23 protein-coding genes and 3 tRNA genes are annotated in these 25,151 nt (G+C 76.5%); 10 read left to right on the top strand and 16 right to left on the bottom strand.

Features of this window, described 5'->3' with window-relative positions:
- Positions 1–6: 6 nt before the first annotated feature.
- A complete protein-coding gene (locus WJX68_RS20250) occupies positions 7–639 on the bottom strand; it encodes a class I SAM-dependent methyltransferase (RefSeq protein WP_340293355.1) in 633 nt (210 codons plus the stop codon).
- Positions 640–797: 158 nt separating this feature from the next.
- On the opposite strand from WJX68_RS20250, the gene WJX68_RS20245 reads away from it, so the two are divergent.
- Together WJX68_RS20245 and WJX68_RS20240 are read left to right on the top strand one after the other, a co-directional pair.
- The gene (locus tag WJX68_RS20245; RefSeq protein ID WP_340293353.1) at positions 798–1,472 is read left to right on the top strand and encodes a GntR family transcriptional regulator; all 675 of its coding nucleotides are present in this window, start codon (positions 798–800) and stop codon (positions 1,470–1,472) included.
- Between the two features lie 262 nt (positions 1,473–1,734).
- A complete protein-coding gene (locus tag WJX68_RS20240; RefSeq protein ID WP_340293351.1) occupies positions 1,735–2,223 on the top strand; it encodes a VOC family protein in 489 nt (162 codons plus the stop codon).
- 200 nt (positions 2,224–2,423) lie between these two features.
- Here WJX68_RS20240 and WJX68_RS20235 read toward each other — a convergent pair whose 3' ends face one another.
- Together WJX68_RS20235 and WJX68_RS20230 are read right to left on the bottom strand one after the other, a co-directional pair.
- Positions 2,424–3,869 (bottom strand): MFS transporter, encoded by a 1,446-nt coding sequence (locus WJX68_RS20235; RefSeq protein WP_340293349.1) that lies wholly within the window; start codon positions 3,867–3,869, stop codon positions 2,424–2,426.
- A 50-nt stretch (positions 3,870–3,919) separates the two neighbouring features.
- On the bottom strand, positions 3,920–4,387 hold the full coding sequence (locus tag WJX68_RS20230; RefSeq protein WP_340293346.1) for a MarR family winged helix-turn-helix transcriptional regulator: 468 nt from the start codon (positions 4,385–4,387) through the stop codon (positions 3,920–3,922).
- Positions 4,388–4,447: 60 nt separating this feature from the next.
- Here WJX68_RS20230 and WJX68_RS20225 point away from each other — a divergent pair, with 60 nt between their 5' ends.
- The gene (locus tag WJX68_RS20225; RefSeq protein ID WP_340293344.1) at positions 4,448–5,161 is read left to right on the top strand and encodes a hypothetical protein; all 714 of its coding nucleotides are present in this window, start codon (positions 4,448–4,450) and stop codon (positions 5,159–5,161) included.
- Between the two features lie 133 nt (positions 5,162–5,294).
- On the opposite strand, the gene WJX68_RS20220 is transcribed toward WJX68_RS20225, so the two are convergent.
- From WJX68_RS20220 to orn, 4 genes are all read right to left on the bottom strand, one after another.
- A tRNA-Lys gene (locus WJX68_RS20220) sits at positions 5,295–5,370 on the bottom strand.
- Between the two features lie 23 nt (positions 5,371–5,393).
- Positions 5,394–5,466 (bottom strand) — tRNA-Lys (locus WJX68_RS20215).
- Positions 5,467–5,515: 49 nt separating this feature from the next.
- Positions 5,516–5,588: transfer RNA gene (locus WJX68_RS20210), tRNA-His, on the bottom strand.
- 64 nt (positions 5,589–5,652) lie between these two features.
- Positions 5,653–6,285 (bottom strand): oligoribonuclease, encoded by a 633-nt coding sequence (gene orn, locus WJX68_RS20205; protein WP_340293341.1) that lies wholly within the window; start codon positions 6,283–6,285, stop codon positions 5,653–5,655.
- A gap of 80 nt (positions 6,286–6,365) precedes the next feature.
- Here orn and WJX68_RS20200 point away from each other — a divergent pair, with 80 nt between their 5' ends.
- Positions 6,366–7,931, top strand: coding sequence for a helicase HerA-like domain-containing protein (locus WJX68_RS20200; RefSeq protein ID WP_340293339.1), 1,566 nt, complete (start codon positions 6,366–6,368; stop codon positions 7,929–7,931).
- A gap of 30 nt (positions 7,932–7,961) precedes the next feature.
- Here the strand turns inward: WJX68_RS20200 and WJX68_RS20195 are convergent, their stop codons facing one another.
- From WJX68_RS20195 to WJX68_RS20170, 6 genes are all read right to left on the bottom strand, one after another.
- Positions 7,962–9,542: a PH domain-containing protein gene (locus WJX68_RS20195; RefSeq protein ID WP_340293337.1), complete on the bottom strand. Its 1,581-nt coding sequence runs from the start codon at positions 9,540–9,542 to the stop codon at positions 7,962–7,964.
- The gene (locus tag WJX68_RS20190; protein ID WP_340293335.1) at positions 9,539–10,057 is read right to left on the bottom strand and encodes a PH domain-containing protein; all 519 of its coding nucleotides are present in this window, start codon (positions 10,055–10,057) and stop codon (positions 9,539–9,541) included. The genes WJX68_RS20195 and WJX68_RS20190 overlap by 4 nt, the downstream gene beginning before the upstream one ends.
- A gap of 99 nt (positions 10,058–10,156) precedes the next feature.
- Complete coding sequence (locus WJX68_RS20185; RefSeq protein WP_340293334.1) at positions 10,157–12,313, bottom strand: glycosyltransferase family 39 protein; 2,157 nt, start codon at positions 12,311–12,313, stop codon at positions 10,157–10,159.
- Entirely contained in the window at positions 12,310–13,590 is a 1,281-nt protein-coding gene (locus tag WJX68_RS20180) for a bifunctional glycosyltransferase family 2/GtrA family protein (RefSeq protein ID WP_340293332.1), read from the bottom strand. The genes WJX68_RS20185 and WJX68_RS20180 overlap by 4 nt, the downstream gene beginning before the upstream one ends.
- A gap of 89 nt (positions 13,591–13,679) precedes the next feature.
- Complete coding sequence (locus WJX68_RS20175) at positions 13,680–15,695, bottom strand: glycosyltransferase family 39 protein (protein WP_340293330.1); 2,016 nt, start codon at positions 15,693–15,695, stop codon at positions 13,680–13,682.
- 67 nt (positions 15,696–15,762) lie between these two features.
- On the bottom strand, positions 15,763–16,905 hold the full coding sequence (locus tag WJX68_RS20170; RefSeq protein ID WP_340293328.1) for an acyl-CoA dehydrogenase family protein: 1,143 nt from the start codon (positions 16,903–16,905) through the stop codon (positions 15,763–15,765).
- A gap of 147 nt (positions 16,906–17,052) precedes the next feature.
- On the opposite strand from WJX68_RS20170, the gene WJX68_RS20165 reads away from it, so the two are divergent.
- The 3 genes from WJX68_RS20165 to WJX68_RS20155 are packed head-to-tail and all read left to right on the top strand — an operon-like array spanning position 17,053 to position 18,874.
- Positions 17,053–17,556: a hypothetical protein gene (locus WJX68_RS20165; RefSeq protein WP_340293326.1), complete on the top strand. Its 504-nt coding sequence runs from the start codon at positions 17,053–17,055 to the stop codon at positions 17,554–17,556.
- Between the two features lie 35 nt (positions 17,557–17,591).
- Positions 17,592–18,092 (top strand): GNAT family N-acetyltransferase, encoded by a 501-nt coding sequence (locus WJX68_RS20160; protein WP_340293324.1) that lies wholly within the window; start codon positions 17,592–17,594, stop codon positions 18,090–18,092.
- Complete coding sequence (locus WJX68_RS20155; RefSeq protein ID WP_340293322.1) at positions 18,089–18,874, top strand: HAD family hydrolase; 786 nt, start codon at positions 18,089–18,091, stop codon at positions 18,872–18,874. The genes WJX68_RS20160 and WJX68_RS20155 overlap by 4 nt, the downstream gene beginning before the upstream one ends.
- On the opposite strand, the gene WJX68_RS20150 is transcribed toward WJX68_RS20155, so the two are convergent.
- Positions 18,871–19,797 (bottom strand): sucrase ferredoxin, encoded by a 927-nt coding sequence (locus tag WJX68_RS20150; protein WP_340293320.1) that lies wholly within the window; start codon positions 19,795–19,797, stop codon positions 18,871–18,873. The two genes, WJX68_RS20155 and WJX68_RS20150, sit on opposite strands and share 4 nt — an antisense overlap.
- Before the next feature lie 53 nt (positions 19,798–19,850).
- On the bottom strand, positions 19,851–21,512 hold the full coding sequence (locus WJX68_RS20145) for an AMP-binding protein (RefSeq protein WP_340293318.1): 1,662 nt from the start codon (positions 21,510–21,512) through the stop codon (positions 19,851–19,853).
- Between the two features lie 163 nt (positions 21,513–21,675).
- Here WJX68_RS20145 and WJX68_RS20140 point away from each other — a divergent pair, with 163 nt between their 5' ends.
- The 3 genes from WJX68_RS20140 (at position 21,676) to WJX68_RS20130 (ending at position 23,618) form a co-directional block, all read left to right on the top strand.
- Positions 21,676–21,876 (top strand): hypothetical protein, encoded by a 201-nt coding sequence (locus WJX68_RS20140; protein ID WP_340293316.1) that lies wholly within the window; start codon positions 21,676–21,678, stop codon positions 21,874–21,876.
- 61 nt (positions 21,877–21,937) lie between these two features.
- Positions 21,938–22,468 (top strand): spermidine N1-acetyltransferase, encoded by a 531-nt coding sequence (speG, locus tag WJX68_RS20135; protein WP_340293314.1) that lies wholly within the window; start codon positions 21,938–21,940, stop codon positions 22,466–22,468.
- Positions 22,469–22,814: 346 nt separating this feature from the next.
- On the top strand, positions 22,815–23,618 hold the full coding sequence (locus tag WJX68_RS20130; RefSeq protein ID WP_340293312.1) for a MerR family transcriptional regulator: 804 nt from the start codon (positions 22,815–22,817) through the stop codon (positions 23,616–23,618).
- On the opposite strand, the gene WJX68_RS20125 is transcribed toward WJX68_RS20130, so the two are convergent.
- Positions 23,607–25,151, bottom strand: coding sequence for a sensor histidine kinase (locus WJX68_RS20125; RefSeq protein ID WP_340293310.1), 1,545 nt, complete (start codon positions 25,149–25,151; stop codon positions 23,607–23,609). The two genes, WJX68_RS20130 and WJX68_RS20125, sit on opposite strands and share 12 nt — an antisense overlap.

Raw genomic sequence — 25,151 nt, 5'->3', positions numbered from 1 at the left:
GCCATATTAGCTCGCCGAGCGAGTGTCTCGCTCATCGAGGGAGTTGAACTGGGGGAGCGGGCGGCGGCACAGGAAGGTGCGCGCGGGCGGCGGGTTGCGCCACTCGGTCGCGGTCTCCACGACCTCGTCGAAGTGGGTGTCGAGCAGGTCGCGCAGGTCGCGGACCCGGTTCGGCAGCGCCATCCAGGTGATGATCATGCTCATCACGCCGCCCGGGACGAGCCGGCGCGCGATCGTGCCCATCACCGACAGGCGCAGGGTCTGCGGGAACACCGCCCACGGCAGGGTGGAGACGAAGGCGTCGACCTCGGTGATGCCGGCGTCGTCGAGGATGCGGTCGAGGTCGGCGACGTCGCCCTGCACGACCTCCAGCCACGGCTTGTGCCGGCGCAGGTGTGCCACCAGCTCCTCGTCGATCTCGATCGCGAGGTAGCGCGCGTGCGGTCCGAGGCGCTCGCGGATCGGCTCGGCCAGCACCCCCGGCCCGGCACCCAGCTCGACGACGACGCCGTTCGTGCCGCGGGGAACGACCCCGGCGAGCTGGCGGCAGAGCCGGCGTCCGGTGAGGAACGGGGTGGCGAGCTGGTCCATCTTCGAGAACGAGCGCTTGAGGAAGACGGCGTGGTCGGGTCGGCCCATGCCGACCATCGTGGCGGGTCGGGTCCGATCGGTCCTGTCCGGGCGACCGGGGTCACGCCCCGGGGGGCGGGCGACGGCCGTGTGTGCGCCGGTGTCATTCCGGTAAACCGCGTCGGTGGGGGGTTCCGTACACGCTGTATCCACCGTATACAGAACCCATGGCATCGGATGACGCGCTGGTCGACGCTCTGCGTCGCGCGATCGTGGAGGGCGTGTACCCGCCGGGCCACCGGCTGGTGCAGGAGGAGCTGGCGGACCGCTACGGCGTGAGCCGCATCCCGTTGCGGGAGGCCCTGCGCACCCTGGTGGGCGAGGGCCTGCTGCGCAGCGAGGCCGGACGGGGCACCTTCGTCACCGAGCTGGACCTGGCCGAGATCGACGAGATCTACGACCTGCGCCGGATGGTCGAGCCCAGCTTCGCCCCGCACGTCGCCGAGCGGGTGTCGCGCCGCGACGTCGCCCGGTTCGACGACATGGCCGGCGAGATGGACCGGGTCGCCGACACCGGCGCCGCCGCCTGGTCGCGCACCAACCTCGCGTTCCACCTGGACATGTACCGGCTCGCCCGGCTGCCGCTGCGCTACGAGCTGATCTCGCAGCTCTACCACCGGCTCGAGCCGTACTCGCGCTTCTACGTGCACGGCACCGGCGCCTACGACCGTGTGCAGGACGAGCACCGCGGGATGGTCCAGGCGCTGGCCGACGGCGACGCCGACGAGCTCCGCCGCCTCGTGCTCGCCCACATCGACGGCGGGCAGGACGGGCTGCACGCCGCCTGGTCGGCCGACCGCGGCGAGCTGTCGGCGTTCTGGGCCGGGCGGGACGCGCGGTGATCGCGCTCGGGGCCGCCGTCACATGCGGCCCCGAGCCGTTGGCCCCCGGCGTCGTGCACCGCACCCGCGACGAACGTGCTGCGAGCGGAGTGGCGGTCGGGCCCACGCCCCCTGTCGGGACCCCGCCGAGACCGCCGTCGCCCGAGGATGGATCGTGGACCCGTCCGCTCGATCGCCGACGCCGACATCGACCTCCTCGGCCGGCTCCGGCCCGGGGACCCGTGCGTCCGGGCGTCATCCCGTCCGGGCGCGACACCGAAGGATGAGAGGTACCCCTGTGTCCGCACCGACCACGGAATCCGCCGCGATCGTCACCTCCGTGCGCCCGCCGTTCCACCTGGCGATCCCGGTGGACGACATCGAGGCGGCCCGCGAGTTCTACGGCACGCTGCTCGGCTTCTCCCGCGGGCGCTCCGCCGAGCGCTGGACCGACTGGAACGTCGCCGGCCACCAGGTCGTCACCCACCAGGTCGGCGAGCCCTCGGACGCCCCGCGCGCGGGCGTCGCCGGCACCAACCCCGTCGACGGCCACGACGTGCCCGTCCCGCACTTCGGTCTCGTCCTGACCGTGCCCGAGTTCCGGGCACTGGCCGAGCGGCTCACCGCCGCCGGCACGCGGTTCGTCATCGAGCCGTACGTGCGGTTCGAGGGCGAGCCGGGCGAGCAGTGGACGATGTTCTTCCTCGACCCCGCGGGCAACGCGCTCGAGTTCAAGGCCTTCGCCGACCCCGAGCAGCTCTTCGCCGTCTGACCCGTACGCCGTCGCGGCCCGTCCGGTGGACGGGTCCGCGGCCGGGGTCATCGGCCCGATGCCGCCCGCGTGCGGGTCGGCTCCGCGCATTTCACCGCGGCTCCCGACCTCCGTGCCGGGCTGCCCGACATCCGGCACGTCCCGGCCGATGGCCGAGGGCGGACTGTTCGTGGCCCCCTGTGCCTCCGTCGACGGCCCGCTCAGCCCGCGCGGGCGGGGGACGCCGCGGGCGGGAACGATGCCGCGACCCGGGCCGCGGAGGCGTGCGCCCGCGCGGTCGTCCCGAGCAGCCCCAGCACCACGACGGCGACGGTCAGCGGCACCACCACCGCCCACGCCGTCGCGACCCCGGCCACGGTGCCCGCCGCCGTCGCCACCACGGTCCCGCTGACCGCCACGCCGAAGGACTGCCCGGCCTGCCGGCTCGTCGAGGCCACCGCGGCGGCGACCCCGGCGCGCTCGGGCGGCATGCCGTTCACCGCGGTGTTCGTGATCGGCGGGTTGAGCAGCGCGAACCCGCAGCCGAACACCCCGTGCGCGACGAGGACGACCCACAGCGGGGTGCCGGCCGAGAGCTGGGAGAAGGTCAGCGCGACCGCCACCATCGCCGTCCCGCCCAGCACGAGCGGCAGCCGCGCCCCGCGGGTGGCGACCATCCGCCCGGCCAGCGGCGCGACGACCGTCGTCGCGACGGCGGCGGGCAGCAGCATCAGCCCGGCCTGCAGGGCGCTGAGCCCGCGCACGTCCTGCAGGTAGAGCGCGGCCAGGAACAGCAGCGAGCCGAACGAGGCGAACGCGCAGACCGCGATCACCGTCGCCGAGGTGAAGGGGACGCTCCCGAAGAACCGCAGCTCCACCAGCGGCTCGGGGTGGCGGCGTTCCCAGACGAGCAGGCCGGCGAGCGCGACGACCGCCGTCACCGCCAGCCCGGTGACGGCGCCCGAGGTCCAGCCCAGCCGCGGCCCCTCGATCACGGCGGCCACCGTCGACCCGAGCAGGGCCACCACCAGCAGCTGCCCCACCGGGTCGGCGCGCCGCGGCCGGGCCGCGCGGGACTCGGGGACGAGCCGGGTCGTCAGCACCCACGCGACGGCCACGACCGGCACGTTGACCCAGAAGACCGACCGCCAGCCCACGGTGTCCACGAGCAGCCCGCCGAGCACCGGCCCGACGCCGAGGGAGATGCCGACCATCGCGCCCCAGACGCCGATCGCGCGCGCCCGCTCGCGCAGGTCGGTGAAGACGTTGGTGATGATCGACATGGCGACCGGGTTGAGCATCGCGCCGCCGAGCGCCTGCACCACCCGCGCCCCGATCAGCCAGCCGACCGTCGGGGCGAGGCTGCACAGCAGCGACCCGGTGCCGAACAGGACGAGCCCGGCCCGGAAGACCCGGCGCCGTCCGATCCGGTCCGCGGTGGCGCCCGCGAGCATGAGGAAGCAGGCCAGCACCACGGTGTAGGCGTCGACGGTCCACTGCAGCTCGGTGATCGAGGCCTGCAGGTCGGTGACCAGCGCGGGCAGCGCCACGTTGATGATCGTCACGTCCATCGAGACGACCAGGATGCTGGTGCACAGCACGGCCAGGATCAGCAGCCGGTGCCGCCGGCCCGCGGGACCGGGCGGCACGACGACGTCGTTCCCCACGACATCTCCTTGTTCCGAGCTAACGAAGTGGGGTCGACGATAGACCGCGGTCACGCCTGTGCGCCTCGCGCCATCGCGGCGCGGAGGCGGCCGAGGACGTCCTGGGCCACGGCGCGCTCGGAGGGGGAGAGCGATCGGCAGACCTCGTCGAGGTCCTGGATCGCCGGCATCCAGGCGCGGAGGGCGGCGGTGCGGGCGGCCGTGGTTCCCGAGACCCGCACCCGGCGCCCGTCGCCGGGGTCGCGGGACCGCTCGACGTGGCCGGAGCGCTGGAGCCGGTCGACGAGGATCGTGACCGCCGCGGTCGAGATCTCGAGCAGGCGGGCGAGCTCGGTGCCGCCCATGGGTCCGCGCTCGGAGAGCATCAGGATCGCGGTCATGTCGCTGACGTTCATCCCCATGCGCCGGGCCATCCGCGCGGTGAGGTCCTGCGAGGCGCTGATGAGGTCGCGGACCGCGAGCGTGGTGTCGTCGAGGGCGGCGAGCGCTGCGTCCAGGGGAGTCGCCTCGTCGGTCATGTCGGCCTCCGGTCACGGGCAATGTAGTTAAACAACTTAGCTATCCGGGTAGTCCGCGGCATGGGATTCCTGCGCGCGCCGTCCTTCCCGTCGACCCGGTCCTGGCGATCGCTGCTCGTCTCGATCCACGTCATCGCGTCCGTGTGCTGGCTCGGTCTGGCCGTCGCACTCGTCGCCCTGCTCGGGCTGAGTCTCTCCTCCCCGCCGGGCGGGACCCGGACCGCCGCGGCTGCGATGGCACACGAACTCGACGTCACCGTGCTCGGCTTCTCCGCCATGATCGCGGCGCTGAGCGGCTTCGCGTTGTCCACCGCCACCGCCTGGGGGTGGTTCCAGCACCGGTGGGTGTCGGCGAAGGTGGTCCTCACCCTCGGGCAGATCGCTCTCGGGACCGCGGTGCTCGGCCGGGCCCTGCCGGGAGTCGCCGAGGACGCCGGCCGGGGCGCCCACGGGGTCGCCCTCCCCGTGGCCGTCGGTCTCGGGCTCGTCGCGACGGGCCTGGCCGTGCAGGTCTGGCTGTCGGTCGCCAAGCCGGGGGGCCGGACACGGTGGGGGCGGCGGGCCTCGGGGCGGCTGCCGACCGCCCCGACGTGGGTCTTCGCGATGATGGTCGGCCTGCCTCTGGTCGACACCGGGCTCCACGCGTCCGGGGTCGTCGACCTCCCGGTGCTCTCCGCGGTCGGCCTGGTCGCGGTGCTGGTCGCCCGTGCGCGCACGGCGCCCGGGGTCGCCCGCCCGTCCCGCTCGGCCCGTGGCGCCCGCGTGGGCGGATGACGCCGGACGACGATCGCGCTCGCGCCCACAGCCTCGAGGTCGACGGTCGGATCACGCGGGGGACGCCCGACCCCGCCGGGGCCGGAGACGACTCCGGCCGCTCTCCCGAGGGGGAGAACGGCCAGGTCAGTGGTGGTGCGCCGTCAGGGACTCGAACCCCGAACCCGCTGGTTAAGAGCCAGCTGCTCTGCCAATTGAGCTAACGGCGCAGGTCTTCAGTTGTGGTCGTGCGTGCGCCGTCAGGGACTCGAACCCCGAACCCGCTGGTTAAGAGCCAGCTGCTCTGCCAATTGAGCTAACGGCGCATGTGTACTTGTCCGTCGCACACCTCTGCTGCTGCAGGGACGGCGACCGGGTGAGTGACGGGACTTGAACCCGCGGCCCCCTGGACCACAACCAGGTGCTCTACCAACTGAGCTACACCCACCATGCGTTCTCCCGGGCACTCCCGGAAGCGCTGGACTACTGTAGCCCGCCCGTTCCGGACGGTGTCAGGCGGGGGTCGTACCGCCGTCCGGGGGTGCCGCGACGTGCGCGACCGCGGCCGCGGCGGCCTGCGCCTGCTCGGTCGTCGGGCCGGGCGGGGCGACGAACAGGGCCTGGCGGTAGTAGGCGAGCTCCCGGATGGACTCGCGGATGTCGGCCAGCGCGCGGTGCGCGAGACCCTTCTCGGGCTTGGCGTAGAACACCCGCGGGAACCAGCGCCGGGCCAGCTCCTTCACCGAGCTGACGTCGATCATCCGGTAGTGCAGGTAGCCGTCGAGCTCGGTCATGTCGCGGGCGATGAAGCCGCGGTCGGTGGCGATCGAGTTGCCGGCCAGCGGCGCGGTGCGGGCGTCGGGCACGTGCGCGCGGACGTAGTCGAGCACCATCTTCTCGGCCTGCTCGAGGGTGACGGTGGCCCGTCGGACCTCCTCGGTCAGACCGGAGCGGGCGTGCATGTCGCGCACGACGTCGGGCATGGCGTCGAGCTTCGCGTCGTCGCAGGCGATCACCACGTCGACGCCCTCGCCCAGGATGTTGAGGTCGCCGTCGGTGACCAGGGCCGCGATCTCGATGAGGGCGTCGGAACCCAGGTCGAGCCCGGTCATCTCGCAGTCGATCCACACCAGCCGGTCACTCATCCCCCCAGCCTAGGTGACGCTCGCGGGCCCGGCGCGTGGCTGCACCGCCACGGCCGGGGGAGTGGCCTAGGCTCGCGCCCGTGGCTGACGACACACCCGCCCGCACCATCGCCGCCGGATACGCCACCGACGGGGCCGCGCTCGAGCTCGGCACCGTCCTGGTGGACGGGACGTGCGACCCGCAGGCGCGGGTCCGCATCCCCCTGGCCACCCTGAACCGGCACGGCCTGGTCGCGGGCGCCACCGGTACCGGCAAGACGAAGACGCTGCAGGCGCTGGCCGGGCAGCTGTCCGACGCCGGGGTGCCCGTCCTGCTCGCCGACGTCAAGGGCGACCTGTCCGGGATGGCGCGGCCCGGCGAGCCGAACGACAAGGTCACCGCGCGCGCCGCGGACACCGGGGACGACTGGACGCCGACGGCGTACCCGGTGCAGTTCCTGTCGCTGGGCGACGGCGGCGTCGCCGTCCCGGTGCGGGCGACGATCACCCAGTTCGGCCCGATCCTGCTGGCCAAGGTCCTCGGGCTCAACGCCACCCAGGAGTCCACCCTCGGCCTGATCTTCCACTGGGCCGACCAGCGCGGGCTGCCGCTGCTCGACACCAAGGACCTGCGCGCGGTCATCACCCACCTGACCTCCGACGAGGGCAAGGCCGACCTCAAGGGCATCGGCGGCGTCTCGCCCGCCACGGCCGGGGTGATCCTGCGGTCGCTGGTGAACCTGGAGGCCCAGGGCGGCGACACCTTCTTCGGGGAGCCGGAGTTCGAGCCGGCGGACCTGATGAACCAGATCGACGGCAAGGGCGTCGTCACCCTGCTGGAGCTGGCCGAGCGCGCCGCGAACCCGGTGCTGTTCTCCACGTTCCTGATGTGGCTGCTGGCCGAGCTCTACGAGGAGCTGCCCGAGGCCGGCGACCTGGACCGGCCGAAGCTGGTGTTCTTCTTCGACGAGGCGCACCTGCTGTTCACCGACGCGTCCACGGCGTTCCTCGACCGCATCGAGCAGACCGTGAAGCTGATCCGGTCCAAGGGCGTCGGGGTGTTCTTCTGCACCCAGCTGCCCACCGACGTGCCGAACGAGGTGCTGTCCCAGCTCGGTGCCCGGATCCAGCACGCCCTGCGCGCGTTCACCCCCGACGACCAGAAGGCGCTCGCCCGCACCGTGCGGACCTACCCGAAGTCGCAGGTCTACGACCTGGAGTCGGCGCTGACGTCGCTGGGCACCGGCGAGGCCGTGGTGACGGTGCTGTCCGAGCGGGGCGCCCCGACGCCGGTGGCGTGGACCCGGCTGCGCGCCCCGCGCTCGCTGATGGCGGCCCTGTCGGTCGACGACGTCCGGGCCGAGGCCGCCGCGTCGGCGCTACAGGCGAAGTACGGGCAGATGGTGGACCGCGAGTCGGCCTACGAGAAGCTGACCGCGAGCATCGCGGCCGGGCCGGGCGGCGAGGCGACGCCGGTCGGTGCGCCCGCCCCCGCGCCGGAGCCGGGGCAGGCCCCGCCGCCCCCGCCGCAGCCGCAGGACGACAGCGGCGGCGGTTTCCTGTCCAAGGTCGGCGCGTTCCTGCAGTCGCCGACCGGGCGGCAGATCACCAACACCGTGACCCGCGAGATCACCCGCAGCCTGTTCGGCACCCGCCGCCGTCGCTGAGCCCGGTGCGGCCCGGCGGCCCGCGCCGGGTCAGGACCGCAGGTCCGCGACCGCCTCGGGGGTCACGGCCGCCATGAGGGCCACGGCGTCGGCGGGGGACAGGTCGAGCACCTGCACCGCGCCGCCGCCGGCGGCGGTCGTCGCCTCCAGCGTCAGGACCCCGGCGCGACGCTGGAACAGGCTCTGGCGGACCCGCCAGCCGATCACGCCGTCGCGGCGCAGCGCGGTCGTCGTGCGCAGCAGCGAGCCGTGCCGCGACAGCAGGTAGCGGTCGTCGAGGCGGTGCCCGAGTGCGCGGTAGCGGTCCAGCCCCAGCGGCACGGCGAGCAGCACGAGCACGGCCGCGACGACGACCGTCCACACCGGTCCGCCCGCCGCGACCCCGGCGCCCGCCCCGGCCAGGAGCACCAGCGCGGGCCCGGCCGCCCGCACCAGCCGCCGCGTCCGCGCCCGGGGCGGGTGCGCCCGCAGCGGGCCCGCGGTCACCGGACCGTCGGCGCGGGCGGCCGTCGCGGCGACGGCGTGCGCGTGCGCGCGGCGCACCGGCGGTCCGAGCGCCCCGCCCCCGGAGCCGCCGCTCTCCCCGGCCGGCCCGACGGTCAGCGCCCCCGCCTGCGCGCCGCGGCCCAGGGCCCGCACGAGCAGCGGCTCGGCCACGGTGACGCCGCGCAGCCGCTGCTCCGACACCGACAGCGACCGCTTGGTGAGCAGCCCGCGCCGCACCCGCAGCGTCCCGTCGGGCTCGCGGGTGAGGCGGTAGTCCCACCAGCGCTCGACGAACAGCACGACGCTGCCCGCCACCATCACCAGCAGCAGCACACCCACCGCGACCAGCACCGACGCCCAGATCGGCGCCGCCGACAGCTCCCCGGCGACGGTGTCGGCGCCGGGCAGCCGGCGGGGGTCGACCCCGGTCTCGTTGAGCACGTTCCAGGAGGCGCCGGCGAGCGCGCCGATCGCGGCCAGCGAGCTGATGGTCAGCGGCGCGAAGCGCAGGGAGTACCAGTCGAGCCGGTCGAGCTCGGTGCCCGCCGCCCGACCGGCGCCCTCCCCGGCGGCGTCGGTGACGTCGTGCGGGGCGTGCCCGGGCGGGTGCGGTGCCGCGTCCGCCGCGGGGGTGGGGCGGGCGAGGAGCTCGCGGCGCAGCCGTTCGGCCTCCTCGGTGGCGACGGCGTCGAGGTCGAGGCCGGAGTCCGAGCCGTGCTGGCCCGAGCCGACCTTCACCACCGACACCCCCACCAGCCGGTGCAGCAGCGGGGCGGTGAGGTCGACGGTGCGGATCCGGTCGCGCGGCACCGAGCGCCGCTGGCGGTTCAGCAGGCCGCTGTGCAGCTCGACGCGCTCGTCGGTGATCCGGTAGCGGGTGGTGCGCCACCGCACGACCCCGGCGGCGACGGCGAGGACCACGGCCGCCCCGGCGATCAGGACCTGGGTCCGGTTGCCGCTGCCCGCGCCGAACAGCACGAGCACGACCAGCGCCGGGGCCAGCCGGAGCAGCGCGGTGGCCGGGGCGACCAGCAGCATCCGGCCCGGCAGGCGCCGCCAGCCGTCGGTGGCGGGATCCGGGGCCGGGGCGGGGCCGGTCGCCGTGACCGGAGCCGGGTCGCTCACGTCGCGTCCCCGGCGTGGCGGCCGGTGGTCTCGGTGAGCCGGCGGGCCAGCTCCGCGGCCTGCGCGGCGTCGAGGCCGGCGATGCGGACGGGGCCGCGCGCGGACGCCGTCGTGACCGTCACCGTGGCCAGCCGCAGCGCCTGCTGCAGCGGGCCGTGCTCGGTGTCGACGGTCTGCACCCGCGGGATCGGGGCGATGCGCCACTCGCGCACCAGCCAGCCCGAGCGGGTCCACACCGCGTCGTCGGTGACCTCCCAGCGGTGCAGCCGGTAGCGCAGCGGGGGCACGACGAGCGTCCCGGCCAGCAGCCACAGCACCGTCAGCGCGCCCGTCGCGACGAGCACGCCGTGCCACGGCGTCGCCGGGAGCAGGAACCAGGCCACGACCTGCCCGGCGAGCAGCACCACCGGGACCGGCAGCGCGGACAGCCGCCACCACCAGATCGCCCGCGGGTCCACCCGGTTCGCGGGCGGGCGCAGCGGGAGCGGCGACGACGACGGGGCGGCGGTGCTCATGCCCCCACTCTGCCGGTCGGCGGCGCCGGGGGCATGCACCCGCGCCGCCGTCGCCCGCGACGACACCCGCCGGGGGAGCGTTCCCCGGCGGGGGCCGGATCAGTGAGGCGTCGCGGACAGGTCGTAGACGGTGACGCCGTCCACCGTGGTCGCGGTCCAGCGCGCCGCGACCCAGGAGGTGATCGCGGCACCGACACCGCGGTCCCCGCCGGGCCCGCCGCGCTCGCCACCGGCGACGAGATAGCGCACGTCGCCGTCGGCGACGTAGCGCTGGAACTGCTCCAGGGTGGGCGACTCGTCGCTGCCCGACCAGCCGCCGATCGCCATGACGGCGGTGTCGCCGCCGGCGGCCAGCATCATCGACGCGGCGCTCTGCGAGCCGATGGTCGCCGCGGCCCAGCGTGCCGGGCCGGCGTCGCGCAGCAGCGCCACGACCTGTGCGCCGGTGCCCGCGCCGCCGGGCCCGCCGAAGCCCCCTCCGCCGCCGGTGGGAGCGCCCGGTCCGGCACCGGTGGTCCCGCCGCCGACCGGCCCGGCGCCCGCGTCACCGCCGGTGGTGGCCGTGCCGGCGGTGCCGGTGGGCGCGGACGCCGCATTGGCCCGGTCGGCTCCGTCAGCGCGTTCGCGGCGCTCGCGCCCGCCGGTCGGCCCGCCGTCCGACCCGGCGACCGACGGCCCGGCCGTCGGGATCGAGCCCTCGTGCGTCGTCGCCGCGGTCTGCACCGCGTACGCGGCCGGGGCGGCCACCCCGCTCAGCACCGCGGCACCGAGCACGACGGCGAGCCAGCGTCGCCGCCCGGACGGCACCAGCAGGGCCGCGCCGGCCACGACGCCCGCCACGAGCACCGCCCAGCGCAGCCACGGCAGGAACGACGGCGACCAGCCGAGCATCACGAACGCCCACACCGCGGTCCCGGCCACCGTCGCGCCCAGCACACCACGCACCCACCACCGCTCGCGGTGGGCGAGCAGCTCGCGCCCGCCGACCGCGACCAGCGCCGCGATCCCCGGCGCCAGGGCCACCGAGTAGTACGGGTGCACGATCCCCTCCATGAACGACAGGACGAGCACCGTCACCACCGTCCAGCCGCCCCAGAGCAGCAGCGACGCGCGGACCCGGTCGGTGCGCGCGAGCCGCCCGCGCAGCACCAGCGCCGCGACGAGCAGCACCAGCGCCGCCGGAAGCAGCCAGGAGATCTGGGTACCGAACGACGTCTCGAACATCCGGAGCAGGCCCGACCGCCCGCCGAAGCCCCCGCCCATGCCGCCGCCGGGACCGCCCATGGCGCCGCTCATGCCACCGCCCGTGCCGCCCGGAACCCCGGGCAGCGCGGTCGCGTCCGCGCCGGCCGGGGCGCCCGGAGCCCCGGTGCCCCCGGTACCCGGCATCCGGCCGCCGCCCGGGCCGCCGCCCTCGCCGCCGGTGATCCGGCCCAGGCCGTTGTAGCCGAACGCCAGCCCCAATGGGGTGTCGTCACCGGACCCGCCGATGTAGGGCCGGGACCCGGCGGGCCACAGCGCCACCGCGAGCAGCCACCAGCCCGCCCCCACGACGACGCCCGCACCGCCCGCGAGCAGCTGCCCGACCCGCCGCCACGGACGTCCCGGCGCCGCCCACGCCCAGGCCAGGGCCATGCCCGGCAGCACGAGGAACGCCTGCAGCGACTTGGTGAGGAACGCGAAGCCGATCACCAGCCCGGCGCCGAGCACCCAGCGGGTCCGGCCGTCCTCCACCCCGCGCACCACCAGGTACGCCGCGGCGACCATGAGCAGCGTGAGCAGCGCGTCGGGGTTGTCGAAGCGGAACATCAGCGCCGCCACCGGGGTGAGCGCCAGCAGCGCCCCCGCCAGCAGCCCGGCGCCGTGCCCGCAGACCCGGCGCACCGCGGCGTAGGTCAGCCCGACCGCGGCGACGCCCATCAGGGCCTGCGGCACCAGCAGGGTCCAGGAGGAGAACCCGAACAGCCGCGCCGCGATCTCCATCGGCCACAGCGACGCCGGCGGCTTGTCGACGGTGATCGCGTTCTGCGGGTCGAGCGAGCCGAAGAAGAACGCGGTCCAGTCCTGCGCGCCGGCCTGCACAGCGGCCGCGTAGAACGAGTTGGCCCAGCCCGAGGCACCCAGGTTCCACAGGTAGAGCACCCCGGTCCCGGCGAGCAGGGCGGCGACCGACAGCGGCCGGGACGCGCGCCGGGGTCCGCCGTCGGGCGGGGGAGCGTCGGACCGCGACGGGGTCCGGTCGAGGGTCGAGGTCACGGGGCGACCGCCTTCCCCGCCGTCGCCGGCGACGCGGCCGCGGCGCGCGGACGGAACACCCAGGAGCGGAACAGCACGAAGCGCAGCACCGTCGCGACGAGGTTCGCGGCGACGATCACCGCCACCTCCACGGCCAGGTGGGCCCCGGGGGCGAGCAGGCCGAGCAGGCCGAGCGCGCCGGTGGTCAGGGCCAGCCCGAGCCCGAACACGATCAGGCCCTGGAACTGGTGGGTGACCGCGCCCTCGCGCCCGCGGACGCCGAAGGTGAACCGCCGGTTCAGCGCGGTGTTGGCGACCGCGCAGATCAGCAGCGCGACGACGTTGGCCGCGATCGGGCCGAGCAGCCCGCGGAAGGCCAGGAACAGCAGCAGGTTCGCCACCGTGGACGCCACGCCGATCGCGGCGAAGCGCGCCAGCTGGAACGGCATGGCCCGCGGCACCCCCGGCACCGGTGCCGGCGCCAGCGGGGCGCGGCCGAGCTGCGCGCGGATGTCGGCGAGCGGCAGCGCGCCCGTCGCGAGCGCCCGCCCGACCCGCCAGACCCCCTTCAGGTCCGCGACGGCGGTGGCGACGATGTCCACGCTGGAGTCCGGGTCGTCGACCCAGTCCACCGGGACCTCGTGGATGCGCAGCCCGGCGCGCTCGGCGAGCACCAGCAGCTCGGTGTCGAAGAACCAGCCGGTGTCCTCGACCAGCGGCAGGAGCCGGCGCGCCACGTCGGAGCGGATCGCCTTGAAACCGCACTGGGCGTCGGAGAAGCGCGCGGACAGCGCGCCGCGCAGGATCAGGTTGTAGCTGCGGGAGATGAACTCCCGCTTCGGCCCGCGGACCACCCGCGACGCCCGGGCCAGCCGGGTCCCGATCGCGAGGTCGGAGTGGCCGGACACCAGCGGCGCGACCAGCGGCAGCAGCGCGCCGAGGTCGGTGGACAGGTCGACGTCGCAGTAGGCCAGGACGTCGGCGTCCGACCCGGCCCAGACGTGGCGCAGCGCGCGGCCGCGGCCCTTCTGCTCGAGGCGGACCGTGCGGACCTCGGGGATCGCGGCGGCGAGGCGCTGCGCGATGACCGGGGTGGCGTCGGTGCTGGCGTTGTCGGCGATCGTGATCCGGAAGCTGTAGGGGAAGCCGCCGGTCAGGAAGGCGTGCAGCCGCCGGACGGAGGACTCGAGGTCGCCCTCCTCGTTGTACACGGGGACGACGATGTCGAGCACGGTCCGGGAGCGTCCGGCCCGGTCCGGGTGGGTGCCGGTCGCGGGGCCGGCGACGACTGTGGTCATGGGGACCACACTCGGGGACCCCGCTGTCGCACCCGTGTGATCGACCTGTGCGACGGCTGTGAGGCCCCGCCGGGGGTCCGTGCGCCCGGTCACGAGGCGCTCAGGTCGTAGAGGGTGACGCCGTCGACGGTCGTCGCCGGGAACGTCGCCTCGACCCACTCCGCGATGCGCAGCGCGGCGTCGCTGCCGCCCGAGTCCGTGCTGATCGACCCGGTGCCCGAGGACCCGACGAACCAGTGGATCCGCTTCTCGGCGACCATCTGCCGGAACTGCTCCGGCGTCGGGTACGGGTCGGTCCCGTTGAACCCGCCGACGGCGAGCACGGGCGCCCCCGTCGCCAGCTGGTAGCCGGCGGCCTGCATCGAGCTGACCGCCGCCGCGGCCCAGGTCCAGTCCCCGGATCCGTCCGAGATGAGGGCGGTGACCTGCGACGACGGCGTGGGCGCGCTGAGGATGCCGCCCGGGCCGCCGCCACCGCCGCGTCCCGTCCCGGGGCCACCGGTGCCCGCCGTGCCGGGCGCCGTGCCCCCGCCCCGCGCCGCGCCCGCGATGCCGGGACCGGCCGCGCCGGCACCCGGGCCCGGGGCGCCGGAGGGCGGTGTGCCGCCGGGCCCGCCGCGCATCCCGCCCGGCCCCGTGCCGTATCCCTGCGGGCCCGAGCTCGGGATCGCCCCGCTGTGCGGGGTCGCCGCCGTCGCCAGGCCCCACGCCGCGGTCCCGCCGGCCCCGGCCAGCAGCGCCGCGGACAGCACCCCCGCCGCGAGCACCCGCGGCATCCGGTGCACCCCGGTCAGCGCCGCCGCGGCCGCCGTCCCGAGCCCGAGCACGCCCCAGCGCAGCCACTCCGACCAGGCCGCGGGCAGCAGCGTGAACGCCCACACCGCCGTCACCGCGACGACCACGGCCAGACCGCAGCGGGCCGCCGCCGTCGCCCGGTCCCGCCACAGCGTCGCGCCGCCCAGCCCGACCAGTGCGGCGATCGCCGGGGCCAGCGCGACGGTGTAGTAGCTGTGGATGATCCCGGCCATCAGGCTGAACGTCAGCCCGGTCACCAGCAGCCAGCCACCCCACAGCAGCGTCGCCGCGCGCAGCGGGTCGGTGCGCGGGGTGCGCCGGGTCCACCACAGCAGCGCCGCGCACAGCAGCAGCGCCGCGGGCAGCAGCCAGGACGCCTCCCGGCCCATCTCGGAGCCGAACAGCCGCAGCAGCCCGGTCTCGCCCCAGCCACCGGTGCGCCCGCCGGCGCCGCCCCCGACGGAGCCGACCTCGTCGCCGGTCAGCCGGCCGACGCCGTTGTAGCCGAACACCAGCTCCAGCACGCTGTTCGTCTGCGAGCCGCCGATCCAGGGCCGGTCCGCCGCCGGCCACAGCTCGACGGCGAGCACCCACCACCCGGCCGACACGACCAGCGCGGCCGCCGCGGAGAGCAGCCCCCGGATCCGGGGCCACCACGCCACCGGCGCGGCGAGCAGCCACACCAGCGTGAACGCCGGCAGCACCAGGAACGCCTGCAGCATCTTGGTGAGGAAGCCGTAGCCGACGAGCGCGCCGGCGAGCACCAGCCAGCCGGTGCGGCCCCGCTCCACCGCCCGGGTCAGCGCGTACGCCGCGCCGGTCAGGACGAGCACGAGCATCGCGTCGGGGTTGTCGAAGCGGAACATGAGCACCGCGACCGGGGTCAGCGCCAGCGCCGCCCCGGCGAGCAGCCCCGCCCCGTCCCCGGCGACCCGGCGCACCGCGGCGTGCAGCAGCGCGACCGAGCCGACGCCCATCAGCGCCTGCGGGACCAGCACGCTCCAGCTCGACAGCCCGAACAGCCGCACCGCCAGCCCGATCGGCCACAGCGCGCCGGGCGCCTTGTCGACGGTGATGCCCCCCGCCGCGTCGGACGCGCCGAAGAACCAGGCCGACCAGCTCGTCCCGCCGGCCTGGGCGGCCGCCGCGTAGAACGCGTTGGCCCAGCCGGACGCCGACAGGCCCCACAGGTAGAGCGCCGCCGTCGCCGCGAGCAGCACCGCCGTCGGCAGGTGCCGCCGCAGCCGCGACGCCGGTGGACGGGGATCGGGGGCGGGCGCCGGCCGCGGCCGGGACAGGGTGCTCGTCACCGTCGCGAGGCTGCTCCGGGGGGCTGTGCGGAGCCGGTGATCGACCTGTGGACCGGCTGTGCGTGCCTCAGCGCGCCAGCGCGGCGAGCTGCGCGGCCCGCACCGGAGGGGTCTGGGCCTGGACGAGGAAGAACATCGCCTCCCGGGCCCACCGCTGTTCCGTCCCGCCGGCGAGCAGGGCCGAGCCGGACCGGGCCGCGACCAGCGCCTGCGTCGTGCGCACGGTGAGCGCCGCGAGCTCGCCGCGCAGCGCCACCCGCTCGGCGAGCCGCTCGCCCGGCGGGACCTCGTGCAGCAGCGCGTACGCCTCGCCGCGCAGCGCCACGGCCTCGGCGGTCAGGCGCGCGGCGGCCTCGCCGGCCTCGGGGCGGTCCCGCTCGCGGGCGAGCCGGTCCAGCCCGGCCAGCGCGGCGCGCAGCACCCCGAGCGAGGCGGGGACGACGTTCGCGGTGCGGGCCGCGTCGAGCTCGCGCCAGGGCGGGCCGTCGACCTCGGCGAGCACGGCGCCGCCGGGCACCAGCAGGTCGTCGAGCTCGACGGCGACGGTGCGGGTCCCGCCCATCACGGTGAGCGGCAGCGGGGGACCGGCCCGCAGCCCGGGCGCCTCCCCGGCCGGGACCAGGACGAACAGGTAGCGGTCGCCCGGCGCCGCTGCGCCGATCATCACGACGTCGGTCAGGCCCCACCCGGTGCACCAGTCCGACCGCCCGCGCAGCCGCCAGCCGGTGCCCTCGCGGTGCGCGGTCACCGCGGGCGGGCCCGGCCGCCGCAGGTGCGCGACGGCGATCCCGGCGCGGGTGCCCCCGTCGCTCAGCCCCGCCCGGTACGGCCCGGCGGCCGGTCCCGTGCGCACGGCGCCCGCCGGCAGCGCGCCCGGCCCGCCGCGCGCCAGCAGCTGCGGGGTGCGGTGCTGGGTGCCGACGAACCAGGTCGCCGCGCACGCCCCGGCGAGCAGCTCGGCGACCTCCGCGGCGACCCGCTCGCCGCCGCCGTGCCCGCCCTCCTCGCGGGGCACGCCGACGGAGAGCAGGCCCGCCCCCGCGACGGCGGTCAGGGCCGCGGTGCGCACCCCGCGGGCCGGGTCGTCGGCGCCGGCCGCGCCCGGGGCGAGGACCGCGGCCGCGATCCGGGACGCGGCGGCCACCGCCGGGTGCGCCGCCACCTCCGGCGGTGCGGGGAACGGGTCGGGGACGGCGGTCGGCGTGCGCACGGGCCCACCGTCGCACGCCGCTCAGGACGATCTCCGAACCGGCGCACAGCCGGGGCACAGCCGGCCCGGCCAGCCTCGGTCCCGGTCGCCGCCGCGACGGGCACCCCGCCCGGCCCGGGCGCGACCGGAACAGGAGCCCCAGTACCCATGTCGACCGACACGAGCCCCGCACCCGTGACCGCCGGGGGACCGGCCCGGCCCCGGCTCTCCCGCGGCCGCCGGGTCGCCGCGGGGACCGCCGTCGCGGTGGCGCTGCTCGGCGCCGCCGCCTGCGGGACCTCCGGTGCGTCGGCCGGTCAGGCCACCGGCACCGGCACGTCCGGGCAGAGCACGGGCACCGCGGCGGCCCCGGCCGGCTCGGACGCGCTGATGGCCTGCCTGGAGCAGAACGGCGTGCCCGCACCGCCCGACGGCGGCCCCGGCGGCCAGGCCGGACAGGCCGGGCAGGGCGGTCAGGGCGGTCAGGACGGCCAGGCCGGCTCCGCAGGCGGGTCCGGCGGCCAGGGCACGCCGCCCACCGGGGCCCCGGCCGCGGGCGCAGCCGGCGGCGACGGTGCCCCGCAGGCACCGCCCGGCGTCGACAGCGACGTCTGGGCCGCGGCCCAGCAGGCGTGCGCCTCGGTCGCGCAGGAGTCGGGCACCGGCGGCTGAGCGGGCCGGGGGACGGGCACGGCAGGATCGTGGTCGTGCCCGTCCCCCTCCTGCACACCGCGCGGCTGGTGCTGCCCGGCTGGTCCCCGGCCGTCGCGGCCGCCGTCGTCGCGGGCACCCGGCGCGCGGACTGGGCGGCGGACTTCCCGGCCGACGGCGACCGCGTCGTCGCCCGGCTGCTGGCCCGCGACCCGTCCGGCCCGGGCTGGGGCCCGCTCGGGCACCGGCTGCTCGTCGAGCGCGACGGCGGCGCCGTCGTCGGCGGGGCCGGGCTCTTCCCCGCCCCCGACGACGGCCCGGCCGCCCTCGAGCTCGGCTACGGCGTCGTCGCGTCCCGGCGCGGGCGCGGCTACGCCGCCGAGGCCGCCCGGGCCCTGCTCGACCTCGCGCTCGCGGCCGGGGCGGCACCGCTGGTCGCCGGCGTCGACCCCGGCAACCCCGCCTCGGTCCGGGTGCTGGAACGGCTCGGCATGCGCCGCTGCGGTACCCGCGGCGGCGCCGAGCGCTTCCGGCTCGACGTAGGGTCGCCGGTGTGATCAGGCTCGTCGCGCTCGACATCGACGGCACCATCGTCCACGGGCGCCGCCCGCCGACCCCGGCGGTCCGCGACGCGATCGCCCGGGCCGCCGAGCGGGCCGAGGTCATGCTGTGCACCGGGCGCACCGTCGTCGGCGTCGTCCCGGCGCTGGAGGCGATCGGGCTGCGCGGCGGGGTCACGCTCACCTCCAACGGCGCGGTGGAGATGGACACCGCGACCCGCCGCGTGCTGGCGATGGAACGGCTCGCGCCCGGCGCCGTCACTGCGGCGCTCGACGCGCTGTCCGAGCGCTTCCCCGGCGCGGTGTTCGCCTGCGAGCACGTCGGGGTCGGGCAGCGCACCAGTGCCCCGTTCCCCGAGGGCGTCCTCGCCGGCACCGTCACCGAGGTCGGCCGGGGCGCGCTGCTCGACGAGCCGACGCCCAAGCTCGTCATGTACTGGCCGGGCCACGACCCGGCCGAGACGGCGGTGCGCGCCGCTGGGCTGCACGTGCCCGGCACCGAGCTGACCCTCGACCACGAGCTGCCCTGGGTGACGATGGTCCCGGCCGGGGTGTCGAAGGCGTCGGGGCTCGCGCGGGTCGCGGCCCGGCGGGGGATCGCGCGCGAGGAGGTCCTCGCCGTCGGCGACGGCGACAACGACCGCGCCATGCTGCGCTGGGCGGGGCGCGGGATCGCGATGGGCCAGGCGCCGCCCGAGGTGCACGCCGACGCCGACGAGTCCACCGCGACGGTCGAGCAGGACGGCCTGGCGCACGCCCTGCACCGCGCCCTCGGCTAGCTCCGCACCTCGACGGGCGGGCCCGCGACCAGTGGCGTCGCCGCCTCCAGCGCCGCCCCGCAGGACGGCGGGCGCGGCGGCAGCGACGTGTCGATCCGCACCGGCACCGCCCACGTGCGGCCGTCGCGGGAGCGCACCGTCACCCGGCCCGGGCCGTCGACGGCGTCGACCAGCAGCGCCCCGGCGTCCCCGATGCCGGTGTGCTCGCGCACCGCGAGCTCGGCGACCTGCTGCGCGGGCTCCAGCCCGGCGTGGCCGCGGCAGTTCCACGGGTCGACCGTGCCGTCGGCCGCGGCCTTGAGCGCGGCCAGGCCGGAGCCGGTGTCGAGCCGGCCGTAGGTGTAGCCGGTGGGCAGGACCAGCGCGGTGGGGGCGAAGCGGTGCCCGCCGAGGTGGCTGCACTCCCAGACGTCGGCGCCCTCGGCGGCCAGCTCGCCGGCCAGCGCCCGGCCGCGCACCGCGCAGCACACGTCGCGCCGGCCGTGCGCGCACACCAGCAGGACCGGGTCGCGCACCGGCCGCCCCGCACCCGGGTCGAGGTCGAGCCCGGCCAGGTCGTCGGTGCCACGGACGGTGCGGGTCCACGCCCGCGACCCGCCGGGGGCGAGGTCGGCGACGTAGACGGTGCGCACGCCGTCGGCGTCGACGCGGCCCCCGCGCCCGGTGCGGCGGATCAGCAGGAGCGTGACGTCGTCGCCGCGCAGCCGGGCCGACAGCGCGGCGACCTCGGGGTCGGGATGGTCGGCGACCCGCCGGGGCCAGGCCCCGACGTGCTCGACGGCGACCAGGCGCCGCGCGTGCGGTGCGGTGCCGGCCAGCGGCTCGCCCGCCTCCTCGCTGCGCCCCGCGCAGCCACCGGCCGCGGCCGGCGCCACGACGGGCGCGGCGGCGGCGAGCGCACCGGTCGCCGCGGGAGGGGTCATCGCGCCATCTTAGGCAAGGGTGCCCTGAGTTCAAGTCGGGGCACCCGGACGGGTCAGTCGCGGCCGGGGAGCTCCGAGCGCAGGACCTTGCCGGTCTGGTTGCGCGGCAGCTCGTCGAGGAAGTGCACGTCGCGCGGGACGGCGAACCTCGCCAGGTCGGACTTCACGCGCTCGCGGACCGCGTCCGCCGAGACGTCCGCGCCGGGCTCGAGCACGACCCAGGCGGCGAGCCGCTGGCCGTAGTCGTCGTCGTCCACGCCGAGGACGCACACCTCGCGCACGCCGTCCATGCCGGAGACCAGGTCCTCCACCGGCCCGGGGTGCACGTTCTCCCCGCCCGAGACGATCATGTCGTCGGCCCGGCCGGTCAGGAACAGCCGCCCCTGCTCGTCGAGGTGCCCGACGTCGCCGGTGCCCAGCAGCCCGTCGCGCTCCTCCAGGCCGGCCTCACCGCCGGTGTAGCCCTCGAACGGCAGGTCGTTGCCCACGAACACGCGGCCCTCGACGCCGGGCCCGGCCGGTTCGTCGTCCTCGCCGAGGATCAGCAGGGTCGTCCCGGCGGGGGCGCGCCCCGCGGTGCCGGGGGCGTCGCGCAGGTCCTGCGGACCGGCGATCGAGACCCAGGAGACCTCGGTCGAGCCGTAGAGGTTGTAGAGGCAGTCGCCGAAGCGGTCCATGAACTCCAGGGCCTGCCCGCCCGGCAGCGCCGAGCCGGAGACGGCGACGATGCGGGGCCCGTCGGTCCCCTCGCCCCAGCCCTGCGCACCGGACTCGAGCACCCGCTGCAGCATCACCGGCACCGCGAAGACCGTGGTGGCGCGGCGCTCGCGCACCGCGTCGAGGAAGCCCTCGGGGGTGAACCTGCGCCGCAGCACCACGGTCGCGCCGTGCAGCGACGCGAGCAGCAGCCCGGCGTTGCCCCAGGTGTGGAACAGCGGCGCGGCGATGTGCACCGGCTCGGCGGCGCGCAGCGGGATGGCCGACAGGATCGACGCGGCCGGGGCCAGCGTGGACGGGTGCGGCCGCTTCGCGCCCTTGGGCGTGCCCGTGGTGCCCGAGGTGAGCACGATCTGCTTGGACGGCTCGGGCTTGAACGGCAGCTCGCCCGGACCGCCGCGCTCCACCATCGCGCCCAGGTCGTCGAGCACCCGGTCGCCGGCGGGCCGCGGGCCGTCCGGGGTCGCGGTCAGCACGACCCGCGGCCCGGCCGGGACGATGTCGAGGAAGTCCGGGTCGGTGACGACCGTGTGCAGCCCCTGCTGCTCCTGCACCCCGCGCATCTGCTCCGCGGAGAGCCCGGTGTTGATCAGGACGACGTCGGCGCCCGCCTTGCCCGCCGCGATCATCGCCTCGATCGGCGCGCGGGAGTTGCGGCACAGCACGCCGACCGGGGCGTGCGGGCCGGCGCCCGAGTCGAGCAGCGCCAGCGCGAGGCTGTCGGTGCGGGCCTCCAGCTCGGCGTAGGTGGTGACCCCGTCGTCGTCGACGACGGCGAGGCGGTACGGGTGCCGCGCGGCCCCCACCGCGAACGCCGCGGTGATGCTGTTGCCGTAGCGCACCAGCGCCCGGCCCATCCCGTAGAGCTTGGCCGGCCCGAGCGGGCGCACCACCCCGGAGCGGGTCAGCGCGACGGCCGCGCGTGCGGTGCCGGTGCCCAGCTCGTAGGCGGTGCGTGCGGTGCCGGTGAGGTTCTGGAGCAGCGGGGGGCCAGCCATGCGGCGCAGTCTTGCAGGACCACGGCCCGCGTCGGGGTGCCCGGTGCGGTCATCTGTGTCAGGGCTCACTGAGAATGTCCGTCATGTTTCGTAGGGTGAAGACGATGTGTCCTTCGGTGACCCACAGGTCGCCGAACTCCACCACACACCGTCGGGGATCCTGATGCGCCTGTACCTGCCCACACGCACGTCCGCCACCGGCCGCACCCTGGTCCGCGCGGGACGTCCGGCCAAGACCATGCCGGACTTCGGTGGCCTCGCCGGCCTGTGCCGCTGCGGCGCCGCGCGCCCGGCCGACTCCCGCGCACTGCCGTGGCGCGACTGCCCGACCTGCACGCCGCAGCGGGCCCACGCCGTGCGCTGAGCGCCGCACCCTCGTAGGTTTCCGGGCCGACGGACATCGGTTCCCCGGCCCGGAGGCCCACGTGAGCACCACCGACCCCGCGATGCGCCTGCGCGCCCTGGAGCGCGAGGACCTGCCGTTCGTGCACGGCCTGTCGAACGACTCGGGGATCATGTCGTACTGGTTCGAGGAGCCGTACGAGGCGCTCGTCGAGCTCCAGGAGATCTACGCCCGCCACGTGCACGACAACCGTGAGCGGCGCTTCATCGTCGACTGCTCCGGTGACCGCGCGGGGCTGGTCGAGCTGGTGGAGATCGACTACATCCACCGCAACGCCGAGTTCCAGATGATCGTGGCCCCCGCCTTCCAGGGCCGCGGCCTCGCCGCCCGCGCCACCGCCGCGGCGCTCGACTACGCCTTCGGCGTGCTCAACCTGCACAAGGTGTACCTGGTCGTCGACGTCGAGAACGACCGCGCCGTGCGTGCCTACGAGCGCACCGGCTTCGTCGTCGAGGGCGAGCTGCGCGAGGAGTACTTCGCGAGCGGCCGCTACCGCGACGCCTACCGGATGGCGGTGCTGCAGCGCGACCACCTCGGCCGCTCCGGCGGGTGACCGCACCGGACCGGCCGGCGGGGAGGGGGACCCGTCGGCCGGTCCGGCGTGCTCCGGTCGCGGGCATGCGACCGGCGTCCGGTGTGCCGGCGCGCGGCGGGGGCGGACCGCGGCCCCCGCGGCGGCACGACCGGGACGGACCCGGTCGATCCTCCGCACCGACGTCGACACCGCGTCACAGTACTATCCTCCTGCGTAGACATGTCAACGTCCGCGTGAGGTGTCGTCGTGACCAGCGGGAACCGGGTCCGGAGCGGTGCGTCGGCGATGTCGCGTTCGGCACGGACGACCCGGTGTCACCGTTGATCGTCGGCACGGACGCCCGCCCCGGGTAGGCTCCGGCGCGATGTCCGGATCGTCGACGACCGGGGACGGCTTCCCCATCGACCAGCTCGCGGTGCGCGCCGGGATGACCGTGCGCAACGTGCGGGCCCACCTGTCGCGCGGGCTGCTGCACCCGGGCGAGATGCGGGGCCGCACCGCCTGGTACGGCCCGGACCACCTCGCCCGGCTCGAGCTGATCTCGGGGCTGCAGCGTCGCGGGTTCTCCCTGGCCGCGATCGGTGTGCTGATCAACCAGACCCCCTCGGGCAGCGCCGAGGAGGCGCTGCGCCTCTACCGCGGGATGCTCGCGCCGTGGCAGCCGGAGGAGCCCGTCGAGCTCGCGGAGGACGCGCTGTCGGAGTGGGTCGGCACCCGCCTTGACCCCGCGGTGGTCGAGCGCATGATCGGCAGCGGGCTCGTCGAGCGCCCCGCCCCCGGGCGGCTGCGCGTGCTCAACCCGTCGATGGTCCGGTCCGGCGCGCACGCGATCGCGCTCGGCCTGGCGCCCGACGCCGTCGCGGACGTCGGCGACGACCTGCGGCGGCGGACCCGCGAGATCGCCGAGGTGTTCGTCGGGCTGTTCCGCGACCAGGTCTGGGCGGCGCACGTGGCGGCCGGCCTGCCCCGCAGCGGCGTCGCGGACCTGCGGACGGCGGTCGAGGCGCTGCAGCCGGTCGCGACCCAGTCGCTGCTGGGCGCGTTCCGCCAGACCATGCAGGAGGCGATGGACGACTTCATCCGCCAGCTGTCCACCGACCTGGCCCCGGCCGACCCCGCCGACCCCGCCGCCACGGACACCGGGCGCCCGGACGGCTCACACCGGTAGCTCGACGGTGAACCGGGTCCGGCCCGGCTCGCTCTCGACGCCGACGGTGCCGTGGTGCGCCCCGACGACCGCGGACACGATCGCCAGCCCGAGCCCGGTGCTCGGGGTGTCGTTGCCGGCCCGGGTCCGGCCCTCGGAGCCGCGGGCGAACCGCTCGAACACCCGGGGCAGCACGTCCGGGCCGATGCCCGGGCCGTCGTCGGTCACCCGCAGCCGGGCCCGGCCGGGCGCCGGGTGGTCCAGCGCGACCGTCACCGAGGTGCCGGGCGGGGTGTGGGTGCGGGCGTTGGCGAGCAGGTTGGTGACCACCTGGGCGAGCCGGTGGGCGTCGCCGGTGACGGTGACCGGCTCGTCGGGCAGCCGGGGGAACCAGCGGTGCCCCGGCCCGGCGACGTGGGCGTCCCCGACGGCGTCGAGCACGAGCCGGGTCAGGTCCACCTCGGTGCGCTCCAGCGGGCGCCCGGAGTCCAGCCGGGCCAGCAGCAGCAGGTCCTCCACCAGCGTCGACATCCGCTCGGCCTGCGAGGTGATGCGGACCAGCGCGTGCGCCGTCCGCTCCGGCACGGGCGCGGGCTCGCGGCGGGACAGCTCGGCGTAGCCGCGGATGGCGGCCAGCGGGGTGCGCAGCTCGTGGCTGGCGTCGGCGACGAAGCGCCGCAGCCGCGTCTCGGACTCCTGGCGGGCGGCGAGCGCGCCCTCCACGTTGTCCAGCATGTGGTTGAGCGCGGTGCCGACCTGCCCGACCTCGGTGCGCGGGTCCGGATCGGGCACCCGCGCGGCCAGGTGCACCTCGCCGCGGTCCAGCGGCAGCGCACCGACCTGCGCGGCGACCCCGGCCACGCGTTCGAGCGGGCGCAGCTCGCGGCGCACGAGCACGGCCGCGGCGATGCCCGCGAGCACGACGGCGCCGCCGAGCACGACCAGCTCGGTCACGACCAGCCGGGTGACCGTGGCCGCGGCGGTGTCCGGCCGGGCGACCAGGTACGTCGTGGTGCCCTCGGTCCAGGCGACGGCCCGGTAGTCGCCCACCGACAGCGTCACCGGGTGGGTCACCAGGTCGGCGGGCACCGCGCGCAGCAGGTCCAGGTCGGCGTCCGCGACGGCCGCGCTGGTGCCGCCGCGCTGGGCCAGCTCGGCCTGGACCACGCGCCCGCCGTCGAAGACCGCGCCGATCGAGTTCGGGCCCTGGCCGGGGCCGAGCAGCATCCCACCGGGCGGACCGGACCGCTGCCCGCCCGCGCCCGGGTCCTGCCCGCCGCCGGTGTCCCCGCCGGTGGCCCCCCCGCCGCCGTCCCCGCCGTTCCCGCCGCCGGAGTGGGTGAGGCGACCCGGCGCGCGGCCCGTCTGCTGGGCGACGAACCCGTCGAGGGCGAAGGTCATCTCCTGGTCCTGGCGCACCGACAGGTAGCGGTCCAGCGACAGCGTGGTGGCCACGCCGATCGCCACGCACGCCACCGTGAACAGCAGCAGCACGGTCACCACGAGCCGGGCCCGCAGCGAGCGGACCCGGCCGGAGACGCGCGTGACGACCAC

Origin of the sequence: Pseudonocardia spirodelae (assembly GCF_037727765.1) — a bacterium.
GTDB lineage: Bacteria > Actinomycetota > Actinomycetes > Mycobacteriales > Pseudonocardiaceae > Pseudonocardia > Pseudonocardia spirodelae.
This window is presented reverse-complemented; position numbering and strand designations above follow the sequence as displayed.

Bases quoted from the DNA above. Each gene is read 5' to 3' on its own strand.
- WJX68_RS20130 (WP_340293312.1), top strand. From the start codon at position 22,815: ATGTCCGGATCGTCGACGACCGGGGACGGCTTCCCCATCGACCAGCTC.
- WJX68_RS20140 (WP_340293316.1), top strand. From the start codon at position 21,676: ATGCGCCTGTACCTGCCCACACGCACGTCCGCCACCGGCCGCACCCTG.
- WJX68_RS20240 (WP_340293351.1), top strand. From the start codon at position 1,735: ATGAGAGGTACCCCTGTGTCCGCACCGACCACGGAATCCGCCGCGATC.
- WJX68_RS20190 (WP_340293335.1), bottom strand. From the start codon at position 10,057: ATGAGCACCGCCGCCCCGTCGTCGTCGCCGCTCCCGCTGCGCCCGCCC.
- WJX68_RS20150 (WP_340293320.1), bottom strand. From the start codon at position 19,797: ATGACCCCTCCCGCGGCGACCGGTGCGCTCGCCGCCGCCGCGCCCGTC.
- WJX68_RS20145 (WP_340293318.1), bottom strand. From the start codon at position 21,512: ATGGCTGGCCCCCCGCTGCTCCAGAACCTCACCGGCACCGCACGCACC.
- WJX68_RS20225 (WP_340293344.1), top strand. From the start codon at position 4,448: ATGGGATTCCTGCGCGCGCCGTCCTTCCCGTCGACCCGGTCCTGGCGA.
- WJX68_RS20250 (WP_340293355.1), bottom strand. From the start codon at position 639: ATGGGCCGACCCGACCACGCCGTCTTCCTCAAGCGCTCGTTCTCGAAG.
- WJX68_RS20245 (WP_340293353.1), top strand. From the start codon at position 798: ATGGCATCGGATGACGCGCTGGTCGACGCTCTGCGTCGCGCGATCGTG.
- WJX68_RS20165 (WP_340293326.1), top strand. From the start codon at position 17,053: ATGTCGACCGACACGAGCCCCGCACCCGTGACCGCCGGGGGACCGGCC.
- WJX68_RS20230 (WP_340293346.1), bottom strand. From the start codon at position 4,387: ATGACCGACGAGGCGACTCCCCTGGACGCAGCGCTCGCCGCCCTCGAC.
- WJX68_RS20180 (WP_340293332.1), bottom strand. From the start codon at position 13,590: ATGACCACAGTCGTCGCCGGCCCCGCGACCGGCACCCACCCGGACCGG.
- orn (WP_340293341.1), bottom strand. From the start codon at position 6,285: ATGAGTGACCGGCTGGTGTGGATCGACTGCGAGATGACCGGGCTCGAC.